18 protein-coding genes are annotated in these 19,197 nt (G+C 65.7%); 10 read left to right on the plus strand and 8 right to left on the minus strand.

Annotation, left to right across the window (positions count from 1 at the left end):
• Positions 1-25 precede the first annotated feature (25 nt).
• The 3 genes from API01S_RS15015 (at position 26) to API01S_RS15025 (ending at position 2,773) form a co-directional block, all read left to right on the plus strand.
• The gene (locus API01S_RS15015) at positions 26-766 is read left to right on the plus strand and encodes an isochorismatase family protein (protein WP_006221552.1); all 741 of its coding nucleotides are present in this window, start codon (positions 26-28) and stop codon (positions 764-766) included.
• A gap of 22 nt (positions 767-788) precedes the next feature.
• On the plus strand, positions 789-1,790 hold the full coding sequence (locus tag API01S_RS15020; RefSeq protein WP_061305591.1) for a CobW family GTP-binding protein: 1,002 nt from the start codon (positions 789-791) through the stop codon (positions 1,788-1,790).
• Positions 1,791-1,855: 65 nt separating this feature from the next.
• Positions 1,856-2,773 carry a LysR family transcriptional regulator gene (locus API01S_RS15025; protein ID WP_006221550.1) on the plus strand — a complete coding sequence of 306 codons (918 nt, stop codon included), beginning with the start codon at positions 1,856-1,858 and terminating at the stop codon, positions 2,771-2,773.
• A gap of 22 nt (positions 2,774-2,795) precedes the next feature.
• On the opposite strand, the gene API01S_RS15030 is transcribed toward API01S_RS15025, so the two are convergent.
• From API01S_RS15030 to API01S_RS15060, 7 genes are read right to left on the minus strand one after another with little or no spacing between them, the layout of a single operon-like run.
• On the minus strand, positions 2,796-3,662 hold the full coding sequence (locus API01S_RS15030) for an alpha/beta fold hydrolase (RefSeq protein ID WP_061305039.1): 867 nt from the start codon (positions 3,660-3,662) through the stop codon (positions 2,796-2,798).
• Positions 3,662-4,048, minus strand: a complete 387-nt coding sequence (locus API01S_RS15035) for a hypothetical protein (RefSeq protein ID WP_061305041.1) — start codon at positions 4,046-4,048, stop codon at positions 3,662-3,664. The genes API01S_RS15030 and API01S_RS15035 overlap by 1 nt, the downstream gene beginning before the upstream one ends.
• Before the next feature lie 11 nt (positions 4,049-4,059).
• Positions 4,060-4,872, minus strand: coding sequence for an N-acyl homoserine lactonase family protein (locus API01S_RS15040; RefSeq protein ID WP_061305043.1), 813 nt, complete (start codon positions 4,870-4,872; stop codon positions 4,060-4,062).
• Positions 4,869-6,080, minus strand: coding sequence for an ABC transporter substrate-binding protein (locus API01S_RS15045; protein ID WP_061305045.1), 1,212 nt, complete (start codon positions 6,078-6,080; stop codon positions 4,869-4,871). The genes API01S_RS15040 and API01S_RS15045 overlap by 4 nt, the downstream gene beginning before the upstream one ends.
• Positions 6,081-6,104: 24 nt before the next feature.
• Positions 6,105-7,535, minus strand: coding sequence for an NAD-dependent succinate-semialdehyde dehydrogenase (locus API01S_RS15050; RefSeq protein ID WP_061305047.1), 1,431 nt, complete (start codon positions 7,533-7,535; stop codon positions 6,105-6,107).
• Positions 7,536-8,513, minus strand: coding sequence for a Bug family tripartite tricarboxylate transporter substrate binding protein (locus API01S_RS15055; RefSeq protein WP_061305049.1), 978 nt, complete (start codon positions 8,511-8,513; stop codon positions 7,536-7,538). It abuts the gene before it with no gap.
• 59 nt (positions 8,514-8,572) lie between these two features.
• Entirely contained in the window at positions 8,573-9,466 is an 894-nt protein-coding gene (locus API01S_RS15060) for an NAD(P)-dependent oxidoreductase (RefSeq protein ID WP_050729433.1), read from the minus strand.
• A gap of 234 nt (positions 9,467-9,700) precedes the next feature.
• Here API01S_RS15060 and API01S_RS15065 point away from each other — a divergent pair, with 234 nt between their 5' ends.
• The 3 genes from API01S_RS15065 to API01S_RS15075 are packed head-to-tail and all read left to right on the plus strand — an operon-like array spanning position 9,701 to position 14,389.
• Entirely contained in the window at positions 9,701-11,056 is a 1,356-nt protein-coding gene (locus tag API01S_RS15065; RefSeq protein WP_061305051.1) for an MmgE/PrpD family protein, read from the plus strand.
• A 41-nt stretch (positions 11,057-11,097) separates the two neighbouring features.
• Positions 11,098-13,197 (plus strand): acetate--CoA ligase family protein, encoded by a 2,100-nt coding sequence (locus tag API01S_RS15070; protein ID WP_084802433.1) that lies wholly within the window; start codon positions 11,098-11,100, stop codon positions 13,195-13,197.
• Positions 13,198-13,237: 40 nt separating this feature from the next.
• Positions 13,238-14,389 carry an acyl-CoA dehydrogenase family protein gene (locus tag API01S_RS15075; RefSeq protein WP_006221539.1) on the plus strand — a complete coding sequence of 384 codons (1,152 nt, stop codon included), beginning with the start codon at positions 13,238-13,240 and terminating at the stop codon, positions 14,387-14,389.
• 47 nt (positions 14,390-14,436) lie between these two features.
• Here the strand turns inward: API01S_RS15075 and API01S_RS15080 are convergent, their stop codons facing one another.
• Entirely contained in the window at positions 14,437-14,823 is a 387-nt protein-coding gene (locus API01S_RS15080; protein ID WP_006221538.1) for a VOC family protein, read from the minus strand.
• A 217-nt stretch (positions 14,824-15,040) separates the two neighbouring features.
• On the opposite strand from API01S_RS15080, the gene hisD reads away from it, so the two are divergent.
• From hisD to API01S_RS15100, 4 genes are all read left to right on the plus strand, one after another.
• Positions 15,041-16,360, plus strand: coding sequence for a histidinol dehydrogenase (gene hisD, locus API01S_RS15085; protein WP_061305055.1), 1,320 nt, complete (start codon positions 15,041-15,043; stop codon positions 16,358-16,360).
• Positions 16,357-17,124 carry an SDR family NAD(P)-dependent oxidoreductase gene (locus API01S_RS15090; protein ID WP_061305057.1) on the plus strand — a complete coding sequence of 256 codons (768 nt, stop codon included), beginning with the start codon at positions 16,357-16,359 and terminating at the stop codon, positions 17,122-17,124. Before hisD ends, API01S_RS15090 begins: the two co-directional genes overlap by 4 nt.
• The gene (locus API01S_RS15095) at positions 17,121-18,137 is read left to right on the plus strand and encodes a LacI family DNA-binding transcriptional regulator (RefSeq protein ID WP_061305593.1); all 1,017 of its coding nucleotides are present in this window, start codon (positions 17,121-17,123) and stop codon (positions 18,135-18,137) included. Before API01S_RS15090 ends, API01S_RS15095 begins: the two co-directional genes overlap by 4 nt.
• Positions 18,138-18,208: 71 nt before the next feature.
• Entirely contained in the window at positions 18,209-19,195 is a 987-nt protein-coding gene (locus API01S_RS15100) for a Bug family tripartite tricarboxylate transporter substrate binding protein (protein ID WP_006221533.1), read from the plus strand.
• Positions 19,196-19,197 lie beyond the last annotated feature (2 nt).

Below are 19,197 nucleotides of genomic sequence, written 5' to 3' on the forward strand. Positions count from 1 at the left end.
CTTCTTTAATCTGGCGGACACCACTATGAGCAACACCAAGCGAATCTGGGACGACTTCCTTACCGAACGCGACAAGCAAGTGCTGGCCCAGGCCGGTTACGGCAAACGCGGCGGCTTCGGCAAGCGCCCCGCGCTTTTCATCATCGACGTGCAATACAACTTTTGCGGCGATACGCCCCAGGACATCCTGGAAGGCTTGAAGCAGTACCGCACCCACTGCGGCCGCGAGGCCTGGGATGCCGTCGCCCATATCGTGCCGCTGCTGGAACTGGCGCGCGACAAGAACATTCCGGTCTTCTATACCGAGAGCGCTCGCCGCGCAGACCTGCTGGACAGCGGCGTGCAGGTGGGCAAGAACCACCGTGGCGGCGAGAAGACCGTGCTGGCGAACACCCATGCGACGCAGACCGTGGAACCGCTGGCCCCGCGCCCGCAAGACATCCGCATCACCAAGCAGAAACCGTCGTGCTTCTTCGGCACGATCTTCATGAGCCACCTGAACTTCCTCGACGTGGATACCTTGATTCTGGTGGGCTGCACGTCGTCCGGTTGCTTGCGGGCGACGACGGTGGACGCCTATTCGTACAATTTCAAAGTCATCATTCCCGAGGAAGCGGCGTTCGACCGCTTCCAGGCCAGCCACGCGATGAGCCTGTTCGACCTGAACTGCAAGTATGCGGACGTGATCCCGTCGCGCGAAGTGCAGGACTACCTGCGCGGCCTGCCCGCGCCCGTTGAAGCGCCCGTCGAAGCGGCCGGCGACTGAGTCCAAGCAGGATGCCGACGCCATGACCATCGCCACCGGACCGCTTCCCGTCTACCTGTTGACCGGCTTTCTGGGCAGCGGCAAGACCACGCTGCTCTCGCGGCTGGTGCGCAGCCCGCGCTTTGCCGATACGGCGGTGGTCATCAATGAGTTCGGCGAGATCGGCCTGGATCACATGCTGGTGGGCAAGGCGGACGACACCGACGTCGTGCTGCTGGATTCCGGCTGCCTGTGCTGCGCGGCTACCAGTTCGTTGCAGGACACGCTGGAGTCGCTGTACTACCGACGCCAGCGCGGAGAAATCCCCGCGTTTACGCGGGTGGTCGTAGAGACATCGGGCCTGGCGGATCCCTGTCCTGTAATCAACACGCTGTCGGCCGATCCCCTGATCGCTCGCCACTACCGCTTCGGCGGCGTGGTGGCGACGGCGGACGCGCTGCACGGGATGGTCACGCTGGACGCTTATCGCGAAGCCAGCACCCAGGTAGCGATAGCCGACCGCATCGCGCTAACCAAGGCCGACCTCGCCGAGGATGGTGCGATCCAGGAATTGAAAGCCGCGCTGAGGCGCTACAACGCCAGCGCGCCCATACGCATGGTGTCGCCCGACACCGTGGACGAAGACGCGCCGGCGCTGTTTGATGGCTTGCATCCGCAGCATCTGGACGAGGCGGCGCTGGCGTCGGCCTCGGCCGGCTCTTCCAGTCCGCTGGCGCATGTGCTTCGCTACGGCATCGTGTCCTTTGCATTCCGGCAGCACGCGCCGATAAGCTGGGACGCCTACGCGAGCTGGACGCGGCATATGCAGCGTCATGTCGGTGAACGCCTGCTGCGAGCCAAGGGCCTGCTGCGCTGGGACGATGGCAGCCTGCGCGCCGTGCATGGCGTGCGGCACGTCTTCGCTACACCCGAGCCTGTCGCCGCGACGCAAGACGCGGCGCGGGCGGAGGGCGCCATGATCTTGATCGTGCAGGACCTTTCGGCAGAAGACGTCGAGCAGGCGATGCGGCCGTTGGGGCTGTAAGTAAGGGGGAGGCCAAAGCAAAAGGAACCGCTGTCGACAACCGGGCCGCACGGTATATTTCTGATATGAAAAAACTGGATATTCCCGCGCTGGAAATCTTCGTTGCGGCCGTCGAAGAAAAGAGCCTGTCCAAGGCGGCCGAACGCGAAAACCTGGTGACGTCGGCCGCCAGCAAACGGGTGGCCGAACTGGAGCGGCACCTGGGCCGGACGCTGCTGCACCGCCACGGCCGGGGCGTTGAACCTACGTCCGCCGGCGCGTTGCTCTACCAGCGCGCCAAAGCCATCCTGCGCAGCGTTCAACTGACCGAACAAGCGATCAACGGCTATTCCCTGAACGGCCGGGCGAAGATCCGGCTCGCTTCCAATCCTTCGACCATCCTGCAATTCCTGCCCGGCGTCATGGGTAGATTCCTGGCCGGTCGCAGCGATGTCAGCGTGGACTTGCTGGAATGCCACAGTTACGACATCCCGCGCATGGTGGGCGAGTCTTCGGTAGATATCGGCATCTACCACGCTGATCATCCCGTGCCTGGCGTCGCTTCGTTTCCCTTCCGGCGAGATCGCGTGGGGCTGGTCGTGCCTATCGGTCATCCGCTGGCGGACCGGACGGAATTGTTCCTGGAAGACGCGCTGGACTATGACCTGTTGGGGTACTTCCCACGGCACTCGCTGGACCAGTTCCTGGCGTATGCGGGGCAGACGCTATCTCGGCCGCCCACCGTCAAGCTTCAGGTTTCCAATTTCGAGACGCGTTGCCGGATGATCCGCGAAGGTCTGGGTATCGGCGTGGTGCCGGAAGGCATCGCGCGCCATTATCTGGCCTCGATGGGGCTGGTGCTGCTGCGGCTGCGGGATGAATGGGCCGAACGCCAGTTCTATGTCTGCGTGCGGGACACGGCGCAACTGGCGCGCCCGGTCGATGAATTGCTGAAGGCCTTGACGGGGCCCGACACTCAGGCGCCCGACACGCCGGCGCGCTGATCGCGCCAGCGTGCCAAGGCGGCTATTCCGCCAGCCGCGCTTCGGCCGCCTGAGCCAACACGGGGCGCAGGTAGGCAAGGAACCGGTCGGGGTCTTCGCTCATGGGAAAGTGGCCCATGCCTTGCATGATCTGCCAGTGCGAACCGGCAATCCGCCCGGCCAGGAACTCGGTGTCTTGCGGCGTGCACGAATAATCGTATTCGCCGGTCAGCAACCACAAGGGGCACTGGCGCGTATCTATCTGAGCCACACGGTCGCGGATATCGCCATCGGCCGTATAGAAATGCAGATCGCCCTTGAACACGCCAGGGCCGCTCTGCATGTAATGCCACAGCGTTTCCCAGCGGTGCTTGTCAGGGCTGCCCGGTCCCACCAGGCCGGACACGATGCCGGCGCAGACTTCGCCGCCATGCACGTCGGGTCGGTTCAGCCATTCCAGATCGTAATAGGGATCCACGTGCGCGCCCGATTGCAGTCCGATGGCGCCGCCGAAGCGGTGCGCGTGTTCCAGGGCAAGATGCAGCACGATGCGCCCGCCGATGGAACATCCCATCACCAACGGGCGGTCCAGCGCCAGCGCGTCGGCCACGGCGATGATCACTTGCGCGTAGTCCTCCGATGTCAGCCGGTAGGTCTCCTGCTGCCAGCCTTCGGGCGGTGATGATTTACCGTGCCACGGCAGGTCGAACGCGATCACCCGGAAGGACTCCAGGATTCTCGGGTCGTTCATCACGGCGCGGTACTGGCGGGTATCGGCGCCTGCGGTGTGCAGGCACAGCAGCGGGATGCCGCTGCCGGCTTCCTCGACATAGACGCGATGGCTGCGGCCGCCCAGCGTCAAATGCAGGTAGCGCCCGATGATGGGTTCGAAGACAGCGGTGTGCGGCATCACGAGGACGCTCCTTCGGCGCGCGGGCAGGCCAGCACGTCCTTGAAATACAGCAGGTTGGACATCAGCGGGTACAGGTCGCCTTCGGCGCGCAGCCGCCGGAATTTCACCAGCGCCATCAGATCGTGAAAGCCGGGCGGGGGCAGTGGCAGCCAGAACTGCGCCCAGTCTTCTGCCGATGCGCGTAATGCAAACTGCCAGCGCGGCATCACGAAGGGGCCTTTGCGTACTGGCTGTATCCGGCCCGCCGCCACCGTGATCAGGTAGGTGTCGGCGCCGCGCTCCAGCAGGAACACCGTGTTCAAGTGGCGGCCCCGCCATACCAGGCGTTCTTGGCGGTTCACGGCGTCGGCCAGCCGGTTCAGGATGAAGTCGTCGTCTTGCATCGGGTTTTCCTTTACACAAGGGGCGGCCTGTCCAGCCGATAGATGCCCGCCTCGCCATCGGCGGACGGATACTGCCGGGCGACGGCCGGATCGTGGCCGGGGACGATATGCGCGTCGGATGGCGCCAGCGCACGAATTCGCCGATAGCCCTCCAGCATGTCGCCCAGGTGAAAGATCGCGGGAAACGGGTTGTCGTCGGTGTAGTTGCGGGAGTAGTGCAAGGCATCCGAGGCCAGCACGATCCAGCCGCGAGCAGTGTGTACGCGCACCACCTGCAAGCCCTGCGTGTGGCCGCCGATGTGGTGCAGTTCCAGCCCGGGCGCAAGCTCGGCGTCGCCGTCGTGAAAGCGGACGCGCCCCGCGTAAACCTGCCGCAGCACCGACTGCACGTCGTCGACCGAAAAGAAATGCCGCATGGCCTCAAAGCACATATACCGGCCGGTGGCGTACTGCATCTCGGTGTCTTGCAGATGCACTTGCGCCCGAGGATAAGCCTCGACGTTGCCGGCGTGGTCATAGTGCAGGTGCGTCAGGATCACGTGGTCGATGTCTGTCGGCGCCAGGCCCAACCGGGCCAGCGCGGCCTCGGGATGCAGCGTGAAGGCCCGGTCGCGGGCGCGTGCCGAGCACGCGCTGAAGCCGGTGTCGACCAGCACGTTGCCGGCCGGGCCACGCAACAGCCAGCAGTAAAAGTCCAGCGGCATAGGGCCGTCGTGCACGTCCGCGCGTGACAGGAAGTTGTCGACGGCGCGCCGCGTCACGCTGGCGTAGCGGATGGCATACGCCTCGTAGACCGGCAGCGCGTCGGGGTCGGCGGGCGTCATTGCTTGACCAGCTTGCATTGGCTTTCGGCCAAGGGCATGAACGCCTGGTCGCCCGGCACCGTCTTGACGATCTTGTAGTAGTCCCACGCAGCCTTGGATTCCTTGGGCGCCTTCACTTGGACCACATAGGTGTCGTGGATCAGCTTGCCGTCTTCGCGCAGGCGGGCGTTGCGGGCAAAGGCGTCATGAATCGGCATGCTGCGCAGCGTCTTCATCACGGTGTCCGCGTTGTCGGTGCCAGACTTCTCCACGGCCCGCAGGTAGTTCAACACGGCGGAATACTGGCCAGCCTGCAAGGCGGTGGGCATCTTGTTGGCGGCTTTGAAAAAGCGCTGCGCGAAGGCGCGCGTCTCGTCGTCCATGTCCCAGTAGAAGGTCTCGGCGAAGGTCATGCCCTGGGCGGCTTCCAGGCCCACGCCGTGCACGTCCGTGATGCTCATCAGCATGGCCACCAGTTTCTGACGATCGGCCAGGCCGAATTCGCGGGCCTGCTTGATCTCGTTCTGCAAGTCGGCGCCCGCGCTGGCAAAGCCTACCGCATCGGCCTTGCTGGCTTGCGCCGAAAGCAGGAAGGATGCGAAGTCCGTACCGGGGAAGGGATAGCGGACGGAGCCCGCCACCGTGCCGCCGCCTTCTTTCACGAAGCGCATGCCATCGCTTTCCAGCGAATGGCCGAACGCATAGTCGGCCGTGACGAAATACCATTTCTTCGCGCCGGCTTCGACCAGGGGCAAGGTGCCCACTTTTGCCAGCGCATACGTGTCATAGACCCACTGGACGTTGTTGGGTGAGCAGTCCTCGCCGGTAATGCGGGTGGCGCCCGCGCCGGTCACCATCGTCATGCGGCTTTTCTCGCGGGCGATGTTCATCACGGCCAGGGCGACGGCGCTGTTGCCCAGTTCGGTCACGACATCGACCTTCTCGCGGTCCATCCATTCCCGGGCCCGGCCGGCGGCCACGTCGGTCTTGTTCAGATGGTCGGCCGACAACATCTCGATCGGCTTGCCCAGCACCTTGCCGCCGAAGTCTTCGATGGCCAGCTTGGTGGCCAGCACCGAACCGGGGCCGACGTTGCCGGAATAGGCGCCCGACATATCGGTCAGCACGCCGATGCGCACGACGTCGTCAGAAATGCCAGTCTGCGTCTGCGCTTGCGCCAGCCCGGCGCTCGCGGCCAGGACCAGCACCGTGGTGATCTTCTTATTCATGGTCTTCTCCTTTGGATGGTGCGGCTACATCTGGCTGACGTACTTGACCTGCATGAACTCCTGCAAGCCTTCGACGCCGCCCTCCTTGCCCAGCCCGCTGTCCTTGAAACCGCCGAAAGGAGTTTCGGGCAGGGACGCCTGGCAGTGGTTGATGCACACGACGCCGCTTTCGATGCGTTCAGACGTCAGCCGCGCCGTCGCGGCGTCGCGCGTGAACACATACGAGGCCAGGCCGAACGGCAGGCGGTTGGCCAGCGCCAGCGCTTCATCCGTGTCCCGGAATGGCTGCACCAGCGCCAAGGGGCCGAACGGTTCGGTGTTGGCGGCCAGGCAGTCGGGCCCGACGTCGCGCAGCACTGTCGGCGCCCAGAACCAGCCAGGCAAGTCCAGGCGAACGCCGCCTGCGGCAAGCTGCGCACCGTGCTTGAGCGCGTCGGCCACCATGGCTTCCATGGCGGCCAGGCGTCTTGGATTCGCCAGGGGCCCCATTTGCACACCGCTCTCCAGGCCGTTGCCCACGCGCCAGCCCCGCGCCCGCTCGGCAAGGCGTTGCACGAACCGCTCATAGACGCCTTGCTGGACGAACATGCGGGTGGGGGATGTGCAGATCTGGCCGGAGTTGCGCAGCTTGGCGGCCAGCAGGGCGTCGGCGGCGGCCTCCGGGTCGGCGTCGTCAAATACCAGCACCGGCGCGTGCCCGCCCAATTCCAGCGTGGCGCGTTTCAAACCGCTTGCGGCCATCACCGCCAATTCGCGGCCGATGGACGTGGATCCGGTGAAGGTCAGCATGCGGATCACGGGCGAAGCGATCAGGCGTTGGGAGATTTCGCCGGGGTCGCCGAACAGCATGTTCAACACGCCAGCGGGCAGGCCGGCGTCGGTCAGCGCGCGGCCGATCTCCAGCGCGATGGCGGGGGTTTCCTCGGATGGCTTGATCACGATGGAGCAGCCGGCCGCCAAGGCGCCCGCGATCTTGCGCGACGGCGTGATGGCCGGCGCGTTCCAGCCCGAGAACGCAGCGACCGGGCCTACCGGCTCCGGAACCGCCATCTGGCGGATGCCGCCGACGCGTCCAGGGATCAGGCGGCCGTAGGTGCGGCGCGCTTCTTCGGCCGCCCATTCAAACATTTCAGCGGCGGTCGCCACTTCCTTTTCGGATTCGACCAACGGCTTGCCAAGTTCGCGCGTGATCAGCCAGGCCAGCAGCGGCGTGCGTTCGCGCATCAGACTGGCCGCGCGGCGCAGGATGGCCGCCCGCTCCAGCGCCGGCGTGTCGCGCCAATGCGGAAAGCTGCGGTGTGCAGCGTCTAGCGCTTCGTCGATGTCGTCCGGCGTGGCGACCGGTACGCGGGCCAGCACCTCCAAGGTGGCGGGGTCGATGACGTCCAGGCCCTGGCGGGTGCCAGCGGGAACGGGGCGGCCGCCGATCAGCAGGTTCAGTTCGGGGTAATGCATTTAGTCCGCCTTTGCGATGTGGCTGGTCTGCATGACTTGCGCCCAGCGGTCGGTTTGCGTGCTGATGTGCCGCGCGAAGTCTTCCGGGCTGCCGGTCATGGGGTATTGGCCCAGTTTCAGCAGCGCTTCTCGCGCGGCCTCGGTACCCATCACCTTGTTGATCGCGGCGTTCAGGCGTTGCGTGACGGCGGGCGGCACGCCGGCAGGCGCCAGCACACCGTTCCACGGCTCGGCGGTGAATCCGGGTATCCCGGCCGATTCCGCAACCGTCGGCACGCCGGGCGCCACGGATGATGGTTGTGCGGCGGCTATGCCCAGCGCGCGCATCTTGCCCGCCTGGATCTGCGGCATGGCGGCAATCGCGCTCAGGAACGCCATGTCCACGCGTCCGGCCACCAGGTCGGCGATGGCCGCCGAGTCGCCCTTGTAGGGGATGTGCGTGATATCCACCTTCGAAGCGCTCTTGAACCACTCGCCGGCCAGGTGATTGACGGCGCCGCTGCCAGCGGACGCGAAGGTCAATGCGCCGGGCTTGTCCCGCGCGCCGGCGATCAGTGCCTGCACGGTTTTGAACGGAGAATCGGCCGGCACGACCAGCAGGTACGGATAGCTGGCAACCAGCCCGACGGGCTGGAAGTCTTTCAGCACCTGGTAATCGACCTTTTGCTTGTAGACGGGTTCGATGGATAGCGTGCCGCTGCTGCCGAGCATCAGCGTGTAGCCGTCGGGGGCGGTGCGCTTGACCGCTTGCACTGCCACAACGCCATTGGCGCCGGGGCGGTTTTCGACCACGATGGTCTGGCCGAGTTCGGTTTCCAGTCCTCGGGCCAGATAGCGGCCGACGGCGTCGGTCGGGCCGCCAGCGGTGAATCCGATCACCAAGGTGATTGGCTTGACGGGGTAGTCCGCCGCCGCGGCATTCAAGCAGAACGTGGCGGCGAGCACGGGCAGCGCCCACCTGGATAGCAGGGATGTCATGGGTATCTCGAATGGGGAAAGGCGTGGCGCATCAGGCGCCACTGGCAGGGCGACAGGATTCAGGCGTAACCGCGCTCGATCAGCTTGACCATCACGGGGTAATACTCCTTGACGTAGCCTGCGGCGCGCGTGCGCTCCAGCAGGTCGTGCGTCAATCTGGCGGCGCGCGCATCCACGTCGCCCTGGTTGGCCAGTTCAAGCGCAAGCAGGATGTCCTTGATCGCGTACTCGGTGGGAAAGGTCTTTTCCGGGAACGATTCGGCGGCCAGCGCCTTCTGGCCCGGGTTGCGCAGCACGAAGCTGTCGGCCGATCCCTTGCTAAGTGCATCCAGCAGCAGCGTGCCATCGACGCCCGCGCTGCGGCCGATGGTGATGGCTTCCGCCAGCGCGTGCACGGTCATGAATACGACCATGTTGTTCATGATTTTCACGACCTGGCCGTTGCCGACGCCGCCGCAAAGCAGCACGTCGGTGCCCATGCACGACAGGTAGGGCAAGACCGCTTCGTAGTCTTCGCGGGTGGCGCCTACCGTGATCATCAGCGTGCCCAGCCGGGCAGCTTCGCGCATGCGTGCGACCGGCGCGTCGATCAGCAGGATGCCGTGGCCGCGCAGCACTTCCGCCAGGCGGCGGGTGCGGCCGACATCGCTGGTGCTCATGTCGACCACGATACGAACGCGTCCGGCAGCTTCCACCAGGCCGCCCGGCCCGGTGCAGACCTGCTCGACCTGGACGATGCTGGGCAACGACAGGAAGACGATCTCGGCGGTCTGCGCCACTTCGACAATCGATGCGCAGGCGTGGCCGCCCAATGCGGCGATGCGGGCCACAGGGTCAGGACTGATATCGGTCACGTACACCGGGTGCCCGGACTTGCGGACGAGATTGGCGCACATGGGTTCCCCCATCACGCCCAGGCCGATGAAGCCCAGCGGGGTCTTTGTCTCACTCATTACTTCCTCCTTGGTATGGCGATCGTTTTTCTAGCTATTGCCATGCAGCTTACGGAAGGCCCCCGCCCAGCGGTATGAAAAATTGGCAAAGCAACTATCTCCAAATCCGTCCCCCCAGGAACATGAACGCTCGTTTTCCTTTTTATCAACCCAGGCCGGGGGCGTGCCGCCTAGAGTGGACGGCAGATATCGGCGACGCATTGCCGCGCCGCAATAACAAGAGGAGAGACAAGCATGTTGCTGGACACGATCGCCGCGTATGGCGCGCGGGACACGCTGGCCAGGTTGCCGGACGAGGTCATCCATCACGCCAAGCGCGCGTTTCTGGATTGGCTGTCCGCGCTATATCCCGGCACGCGCACCGCGCCTTGCCTGCAACTGCTGGGCGCGCATGGCGCCGAGTTGGGATCGGGCGCGTCCAGTCTGCCCGGCTGCGCCACCACCGCCTTCGCGGCCACGGCGGCGTGGATCAACGGCAGCGTGTCGCATGCCGTGGAATTCGATGACATCTTCCGCGATGCGATCTATCACCCCGGCTGCCCGACCATCGCCGCCGCGCTGGCGCTGGCCGAGGAGGGCGACGCCAGCGGCCAGGCGTTGTTGAACGCCATCGTGGTGGGCTACGAGATATCGACCCGCATCGGGGCCGCCGTGCAACCCTCCCATTACCGCTACTTCCATACCACCGGCACCGTGGGCTGCTTCGGCAGCGCGGCCGCAGCAGCGGCCTTGTGCGCTCCAGGCGACGCGCAGGTGATGCTGCACGCGCTGGCCACGGCTGGCACCTTGGCCAGCGGCTTGCAGCAAGCGTTCCGGTCCGACGCGATGAGCAAGGCGCTGCACGCCGGCCATGCCGCCGAGGTAGGGGTGCGTGCCGGGCAAGGCGCGGCGCACGGCATCACCGGCGTGTCCGACATCCTGGAAGGCAAGGTCGGCTTCGGCGCGGCCTTGGCGCAAGATCCCGACTGGTCCGTGGCCGTCGACGGCCTGGGCCAGCGCTACAACATCCTGTCGATCACACAGAAGAACCACGGCTGCTGCGGCCACACCTTCGCCGCCATCGACGCCGCGCTGGCGTTGCGCCAGCAAGGGCTGCGCGCGGACGAGGTGGCGGCGATGCGCGTGGACGCCTATCAGACGGCCCTGGACGTCACGGGAAATTTTTCACCCGACACCGCCTTCGAAGCCAAGTTCAGCCTGCCTTACGTGGTGGCGCACGCGCTCGTCCATGGTTCGGTGCGGCAGGACGCCTTCAGTCCGGACCGCTTGCATGACCCGCGAGTACGCCAGCTGATGCAACGGCTGGAGTTGCGGGCAGATCCTGTGTTCACGGCGGGCTTTCCCACCATGCGCGCCGCCCGCCTGTCGGTCACGACCAGTGACGGGCAGGTGCTTGAACATCATTCCCCGTACCGCAAGGGCGACCCGGAGTCGCCGCTGTCGGATGCGGACCTTGCCGACAAGTTCGATGAGCTGGCCGGTCCGGTGCTGGGCCGCGAACGCGCCCGCGCACTGCGCGAGGACGTCTGGCGCCTGGACACCATGCCGGTGCGCGCGCTGCGCCTGGCCGCCGACATGCCCCGTCTGTGATCCCCCCAATGCCTTTTGAACCCATGACATCTGCCGCACCTATGTCCGCTTCTTCTTCCTCCTCTTCCTTCGCCGAGGCGTTGCTGTCCCCCCGCGCAGTCGCCCTGGTGGGCGCCTCTGGAGATGCGCGCAAGAACACCGCGCGCCCGTTGCGCTTCATGCGCAAGCATGGCTATAGCGGGGCGCTTTACCCCATCAACCCGGCGCGCGCCGAGATCCTTGGTGAACGCGCCTATCCGTCGCTGTTGGACCTGCCCGGACCGGTCGACCACGTTTTCGTGATGATTCCCGGTAGTGAAGTGGAGGCGGTGTTGCCCGCCTGCGCCGAAGCCGGCGCGAAGGTCGTGACGGTCTATTCCGATGGATTCGGTGAAACCGGTCCTGAAGGCCAGGCGCGCCAGGCCGCATTGGTGGCGCAGGCGCGCGGGCTGGGCCTGCGCCTGTTGGGGCCCAACAGCATCGGCCTGGCCGACCTGCATACCGGCGGCATCCTGTCCGTGAACGCCGCGTTCGAGGCGGACACGCTGATATCCGGCGACATCAGCATGGTGTCGCAGAGCGGCTCGATGATGGGGTCGTTGTTGTCGCGCGCGGCGGCGCGCGGCTTCGGTTTTGCGAAGTCGGTGTCGGTGGGCAACGAAAGCGATATTTCCGTGGGCGAAGTGGTGGATGCACTGGTCGACGACCCGCACACCAAAGTCATCCTGCTGTTCTTGGAAACGTTGCGCGATGCGCCGACGCTGGCGCGGGCGCTGTCGCGTGCGCGCGTCCAGGGCAAGCCGGTGGTGGCCTACAAGCTGGGCCGCTCCGAGCAAGGCGACGCGCTGGCGCAGTCGCATACGGGCGCCATGGCCGGCAACGACGCGGCGGTCGATGCCTTCCTGACGGCGCATGGCGTCATGCGGGTGCGGCATCTGGAGACCTTGTTCGAGATTGCGCCGCTGGCTTCGCGTTATTGCCGCCCGCTGCGTGTCGGCGCCGCCGAGCCGGATGGCGCCGTTGCCCGGGTGGCCGTGATCACCACTACCGGTGGCGGCGCGGCCACCGTGGTAGACAACCTGGGGCTGCACGGCCTGGCCGCCGTGGCTCCGCCTACAGATTTCGTCCGGATGATCGCGCAATCGGGGCTGGTGATCCGCGAGACCCCCGTCATCGACCTGACGCTGGCGGCCAGCAGCGCGCAATACAAACTCCTGCTTGAACATCTGCTGCGCGCCGATTGGTGCGATGCCGTCTTGAGCGTTGTGGGTTCGTCGGCGCAGTTCCATCCCGACCTCGCGGTCAAGCCGCTGCTGGAGGCCGACAAGCCGCAGGGCAAGCCGCTTGCGGTCTTCCTAGCACCCGAGAGCCCGGAATCGCTGGCCTTGCTGCGTGCGGGCGGAATCGCCGCCTTTCGCACGCCGGAGGCCTGCGCCGACGCGCTGTCCGTTTTCTTTGCCGGCGCGGGTCAGCCACCGGAAACGGGTGCATCCGTGGCGTGGCCTGCCGGCCTGCCGCAACACGGCATGCTCAGTGAATATGAGTCCGGGACGTTGTTTCGCAGCCTGGGCGTACCGGTGGCGGCCGGTCAGTTGCTGGCGCCTGACGCACTGCATCACACCGTGCCGTATCCGCTGGTCGCCAAGGTCTGCTCGCCGGATCTGGCCCACAAGACCGAGCTGGGCGCGGTCCGTGTCGGCGTCGCGGACGAGCAAGCGCTGAAGATCGCATCCTTGCAGATGCTGGAGGCTGTGCGCCGCCACGCCCCGACCGCGCGCATCGACGGCATTCTGGTCCAGCCCATGGAAAGCCGATTGATTGAATTGATCCTGGGCTATCGCCACGATCCGCTGGTCGGCGCCACCGTGCTGCTGGGCGCAGGCGGTATCACCGCCGAGCTGTCGCCGGACTTCGCACTGAGGCTGGCGCCGGTGTCCGTGGAGCAAGCTCACGAAATGATTCTGGAAGTGCGGCAGACCCGGTTGATCCGGGGCTTTCGCGGCTTGCCCGAAGGCGATTGCGATGGCCTGGCCCGCGCCATCGCCGCGTTTTCCACGCTGGCCTGCCTGGAGAGCGTGCGGGTCGAGGAAGCCGAGATCAACCCATTGTTCGTCCGCGCCGATGGCGTGGTCGCCGTCGATGGCCTGGTTCGCCTGGCCTGACCCCACCCTGATTTTTACTTTTGCAACGGGAACACCTTAGATGGACTTCACACTGACTCCGGAACAACAGGATTTTCAAACCGCCGTGCGCCGTTTCGCCGAGCGCGAACTGCGCGACGGCGCCGTCGAGCGCGCTCATTCCGATGACTACCCCTGGGACATCGCCCGCAAGATGGCGGGGCAGGGCTTGCTGGGCATCACCGTGGCAGAACAGGACGGGGGCGTCGGCGGTTCGCTGATGGACGCCGTCATCGCCATCGAGACCGTGGCATCTGTCTGCCCCCGCAGCGCTGACGTGGTGCAGGCGGGCAACTTCGGCGCCATCCGCGTGCTGGCCGAATACGGCAGCGCGCTGCAAAAGCAAAAGTACCTGACCGCGTTGCTGGCAGGCGAGGGCCTGATTTCGGTTGGCATGACCGAGCCCGATGCCGGCTCGGCCGTGACCGAACTGAAAACCAGCGCCACGCGTTCCGATGGCGGCTGGCGCATCAACGGCACCAAGATCTTCACCACCCATGGTCCGCACGCCAGTGTCATCCTGACCTATGTGCGCTTCGGGCCGGGAACGGGAGGGATCGGGTCCGTGCTGATCGACACCAAGGCCGACGGCGTGAAACTGGGCAAGCGCTCTGCGTTCATGTCGGGCGAGGAATGGGTCGAGATCTTCTTCGACAACGTGTTCGTGGCGGACGACATGGTGGTGCTTGGCGAAGGAGGCTTCAAGAAGCAGATTGCCGGCTTCAATGTCGAACGCATCGGCAACACGGCGCGCTCGCTTGCGCTGGGCCGCTATGCCTACGAGGAAGCGCGCAATTGGGCGATGCAGCGCAAGCAGTTTGGCCGCCTGTTGTGTGAGTTTCAGGGCTTGCAGTGGAAATTCGCGGATATGCGGATCAAGCTGGATGCCGCGCAATTGCTGCTGTACCGGGCAGCCATCGGCGCGGACACTGGATTCCCGTCGGCCACCGATACGGCGATTGCCAAGGCCTATTGCAATCAGGTGGGCTTCGATGTGGCCAATGACGCCTTGCAGGTGCTGGGCGGCCTGGGCTACAGCCGGGAATCGCTAGTGGAGTATTGCGTGCGACGTTGCCGCGGATGGATGATCGCCGGCGGTTCCATCGAAATCCTGAAGAACCGCATTGCCGAAGGCATCTTCGAACGCAGCTTTTCGCAGCGACCCCCGCGCTAGGCATCTTGTTACGGGGGGCGGGAAGCCCCCGTGCCCGCGCACTCCGATCAAACGGGCCGGTGATACACCGCCTCGACGTTGTAGCCATCGGGGTCCAGGATGAAGGCGCCGTAATAGTGCGGGTGATATTGCGGGCGCAGTCCCGGCGCACCGTTATCACGGCCCCCCGCTGCCAGCGCCGCCTGATGAAAGGCGTCGACCTCGGCGCGGCTGCGGGCGCGAAATGCCACGTGCACGCGCGGGGTGCTGGGCGTGCCCTGGTGAATCCAGAATTCACCGCCGGGGTCGCCGGCCTCGTCCAGCTGACCGACCCCGAACCCCATGCCGCTGGGCAGCGCCTTGCGCGGCACGTAGCCGACCGCCGCAAGCGCACTCAGATAGAAGGCCCGGCTGCGTTCGAAGTCGCTTACGTGAATCTCGATATGGTCCAACATGCCCGCTCCTTCTGAAGTCGGCCCCGGTGGGGCGGAAGTTTCAGCATAGGCCCGCGGGCAGGGCAGGGCCGCTTCGATTTGCAACGCGATTTGGCACTCGCCGACTGGATAGTCCGCATCCTTCCTCCAAGGGTTTCTCCCTATTTGCATACGTATGCAAGGCTTCGACAGTGTCCTCGCTTTGTTGAACCCTTAACGCTTGCAGGACCCAGAAACCATGATCCGTTATCTGAAGCGCGGCCGAACCGCCGCCGTCAAGACCGACGACGACGCCAAGGTGCGCGCCACCGTCGAAGACATCATCCGTGACATTGAAAGCCGTGGCGACGAGGCGGTGCGCGATTACAGCCGCAAGTTCGACAATTGGGATCCGGCTGACTTCCGTCTGTCGCGCGCCCAGATCGAGGCAGCTCGCAAGCAGTTGTCGGCGCGCGAGATCGAAGACATCGCATTCGCCCAGAGCCAGGTGCGCAACTTTGCGCAGATCCAGCGCGATTCAATGCGCGACGTGGAAGTGGAAACCTATCCCGGCGTGGTGCTGGGCCACAAGCACGTGCCGATGAACGCCGTGGGCTGCTACATCCCGGGCGGCAAATATCCCCTGCTGGCCTCCGCTCACATGAGCGTGCTGACCGCCAAGGTGGCCGGCGTCAAACGCATTGTGTCCACGGCTCCGCCCTACCAGGGCAAGCCGCATCCGGCCATCGTGACCGCGATGGACATGGCGGGCGCGGACGAAATTCTGGTGCTGGGCGGCGTGCAGGCCGTCGTCGCGATGGCGGTGGGCACGCCCAGCGTCGCGCCTGTCGACATGCTGGTGGGGCCGGGCAATATGTTCGTGGCCGAGGCCAAGCGGCAGTTGTACGGCCGCGTGGGAATCGACCTGTTCGCCGGACCCACCGAGACCCTGGTGATTGCCGATGACAGCGTGGACGGCGAACTGTGCGCTGTCGATCTGCTGGGCCAGGCCGAGCACGGCCCGACGTCGCCTGCGGTGCTGCTGACCAATAGCGAACAATTGGCGCGCGACACGATGTCCGAGGTGGAACGTCAACTGGCGATCCTGCCCACGGCCGGTATCGCGGCCCAGGCCTGGGCAGATTGCGGCGAAGTCATCGTTTGCGACAGCTACGAGGAAATGCTTCAGGTGGCCGACGACCTGGCCTTCGAGCATGTGCAGGTCATGACGCGCGATCCGGACTATTTCCTGAACAAGATGACCAACTACGGCGCGCTGTTCCTGGGCCCGCGCACCAACGTCAGTTTTGGCGACAAGGTGATCGGCACCAACCACACGCTGCCGACCAATCGCAACGCCCGCTATACGGGCGGACTGTGGGTGGGCAAGTTCCTCAAGACCTGCACCTATCAGCGCGTGCTGACCGACCAGGCCAGCGCGGCCATGGGCGAATATTGTTCCCGCCTGTGCCATATGGAAAATTTCGCCGGCCACGGCGAACAGGCCAACATTCGCGTGCGCCGCTATGGCAACCGCCCGGACCTGCCCTGGTATCAGCCCGTCGAGGCGCAAGCATGATTGCGCTGCCCCAAGGACCGGACTTCCGGCTGGATGGACGGCGCGCCCTGGTGACAGGCGGCAGCGGCGGCATCGGGCTGGCGGCGGCCGCCGCGCTGGGCCGTGCTGGCGCGCACGTCACGGTGGCAGCGCGGCGCGAAGCCGAGCTGGCCCAGGTGTGCGAGGCCTTGCAGGCCGAGGGTATCGCTTGCGCGCCGCTGGTGCTGGACGTAACCGACTCCGCCGCGGTGGATCGGGCGGCCACGCGCGGCGAGCCGTTTGACGTGCTGGTCAACAACGCCGGGATGAACCGTCCCAAGCCGCTCGTCGAGCAATCGGATGAAGATATCGATGCCGTGCTGGACCTGAACGTGAAGGCAGCTTTCTACACCAGCCGGGCCATCGCGCGCCGGCTGTTGAAGGAAGGCCTGACGGGATCGATTGTCAATGTGTCGTCGCAGATGGGGCACGTGGGCAGCCCCCGGCGCACGCTGTACTGCGCCAGCAAGCACGCGCTGGAAGGGATGACGCGGGCCTTGGCATGGGAACTGGGCGCGGCGGGAATCCGGGTGAATACCGTGTGCCCGACCTTCATCGAAACGCCCATGACCGCCGGCATGCTGGAGCAGCCCGGGTTTCGCGATTGGGTGTGTGCTCGCAATGCGCTGGGCCGTGTCGGCCGCCTGGAAGAGGTCATGGGCGCCATCGTGTTCCTGGCCAGCGATGCATCCAGCCTGATGACCGGCAGCGCGTTGATGCTGGACGCGGGATGGACGGCGGCATGAGAACCGCGCCCCGCGCTCAGGACGTGGCCGATCTGGCGCAAGTGTCGCAGTCGGCCGTGAGCCGCACCTTCACCCCGGGCGCCAGCGTGTCCGAGGAGACGCGGCGCAAAGTGCTGGCGGCCGCGCAGAAGTTGGGCTATCGACCCAACGCGCTGGCCCGCAGTCTGATCACACGCCGCAGCCGCATCGTGGCGCTGGTGATGAGCTATCTGGAGAACCAGTTCTATCCGCTGGTGATCGAGCGGCTGTCGCAGAAGCTCCAGAAAGAGGGCTACCACGTGCTGATGTTCATCGCCGAGGTGGACGAGGCGGCCGATGGGGTGTTGGCGGAAATTCTGCAATATCAGGTGGACGGCATCGTCATGGCATCCGCCATGCTGTCGTCCAACGTGGCGCGCAGTTGCGCCGAAGTCGGGGTGCCCGTGGTGCAGTTCAACCGGGTCTCCATCCTGGGCGGGCTGGCGCGCCATGCCAGCAGCTCGGTCACGTCCGACAACTACGCGGGCGGCCAGTTGGTGGCGCGCCTGCTGGTGGAGCGCGGGTACCGGCGCTTTGGCTTTCTGGCCGGGCTGGAAGATTCGTCCACCAGCATCGAACGTGAACGCGGCTACCGCGACGCGTTGCGCGAACTCGGCCACGACGTCGCATGCCGCGAGGTCGGGCACTACAACTTCGATCTGGCGCAGGCGGCCGTGCGGCGCATGTTTGCCGGCGATCCGCCGGACGCGCTGTTCGCCGGCAACGACCACATGGCCATCGCGGCGCTGGACGTGATGCGCCAGGAACTCGGCCTGCGTGTGCCGCAGGACGTGGCCGTGGTGGGCTTTGACGATGTGCCGCAGGCCGCCTGGGGCGCGTATCAGCTGACCACGGTGCGCCAGCAGGTTGAACCCATGGTGGACGCCACGGTGAGCCTGCTGCGCGAACAGATGCAGGCAGAGCTTCGGCCACGCGACATCGTCGTGCCCTGCGGGCTGATTGAACGCGCCACGGTCCGCGCCGGGCCTCGTTGATTTTTCTTGTTAACGGCAATACCAAAAGAAGCGCGCACAGACCGCGCTCATCGACCCCTGGAGACATACGCATGCGCAGCATTTTCATTCGTACCCTGAGCGCCATCGCGGCGATCGGACTGACCGCAGGCATGGCCCACGCGCAAGGCAGCGCGCCCGCCTGGCCGACCAAGAACATCCGGTACATCGTGCCCTTCTCGCCGGGCGGCGTGTCCGACGGCGTAGCGCGGTTGATGGCAGAGCAACTGAGCGCCCGGCTGGGACAGTCGGTCATTGTGGAAAACAAGCCGGGTGTGTCCGGCATCGTGGGCACGCAGTTGGTGGCCCGCGCCGAGCCGGACGGCTACACCATAGTGGGCGGCACCATCACTACGCATGCCGTCAACCCGTTCTTCATCAAGTCGCTGGGCTACGACCCGGTCAAGGACTTCACGCCCGTGGGGTTGGTCGGCATGGTCAGCAACGCGCTGGTGGTGCGCGCCGACAGCCCCTTCAATACGGTGCAGCAGGTGATCGACGCGGCGCGCGCCGACCCGGACGGGCTGACTTACGGCACCGCCGGCGCAGGCACGTCGCAGCACCTGTCGGGCCAACTCTTCCAGTCGATCACGGGCACACGCCTGCGCCAGATCATCTACAAGGGCGGCTCGCAATCCATGGTGGACCTGATCGGCGGGCAGATCGACATGGTGTTTGAAACCGTAGCCGCCGCGCGTCCTATGATCGACTCCAAGCGCGTCAAGGTGCTGGGCGTGACGTCTGCCGCGCCGTTGGCGGATCTGCCCGGCGTGAAGCCGTTGGCCGAACTGGGCGTGCCCGGATTCGAGATGCAGTCGTGGCAGGGCATCTTTGCACCAGCCGGCACGCCCGCGCCGATAGTGGATCGCCTTGGCCGCGAGATCGCAGCCATCGTGAAAAGCCCGGACGTGCGCGCCAAGCTGCTGATGCTGGGCGTCGCGCCGGACGGCCGGGGCTCTGCGGAGTTCTCGACGTTTCAACGCAGTGAAATCGATAAATGGGGCAAGGTGATCAAGGCCGCCGGCATCCAGGCCGATTGATA

Origin of the sequence: Achromobacter piechaudii NBRC 102461 (assembly GCF_001571245.1) — a bacterium.
In the GTDB taxonomy this organism is placed as follows: Bacteria; Pseudomonadota; Gammaproteobacteria; order Burkholderiales; family Burkholderiaceae_B; genus Achromobacter; species Achromobacter piechaudii.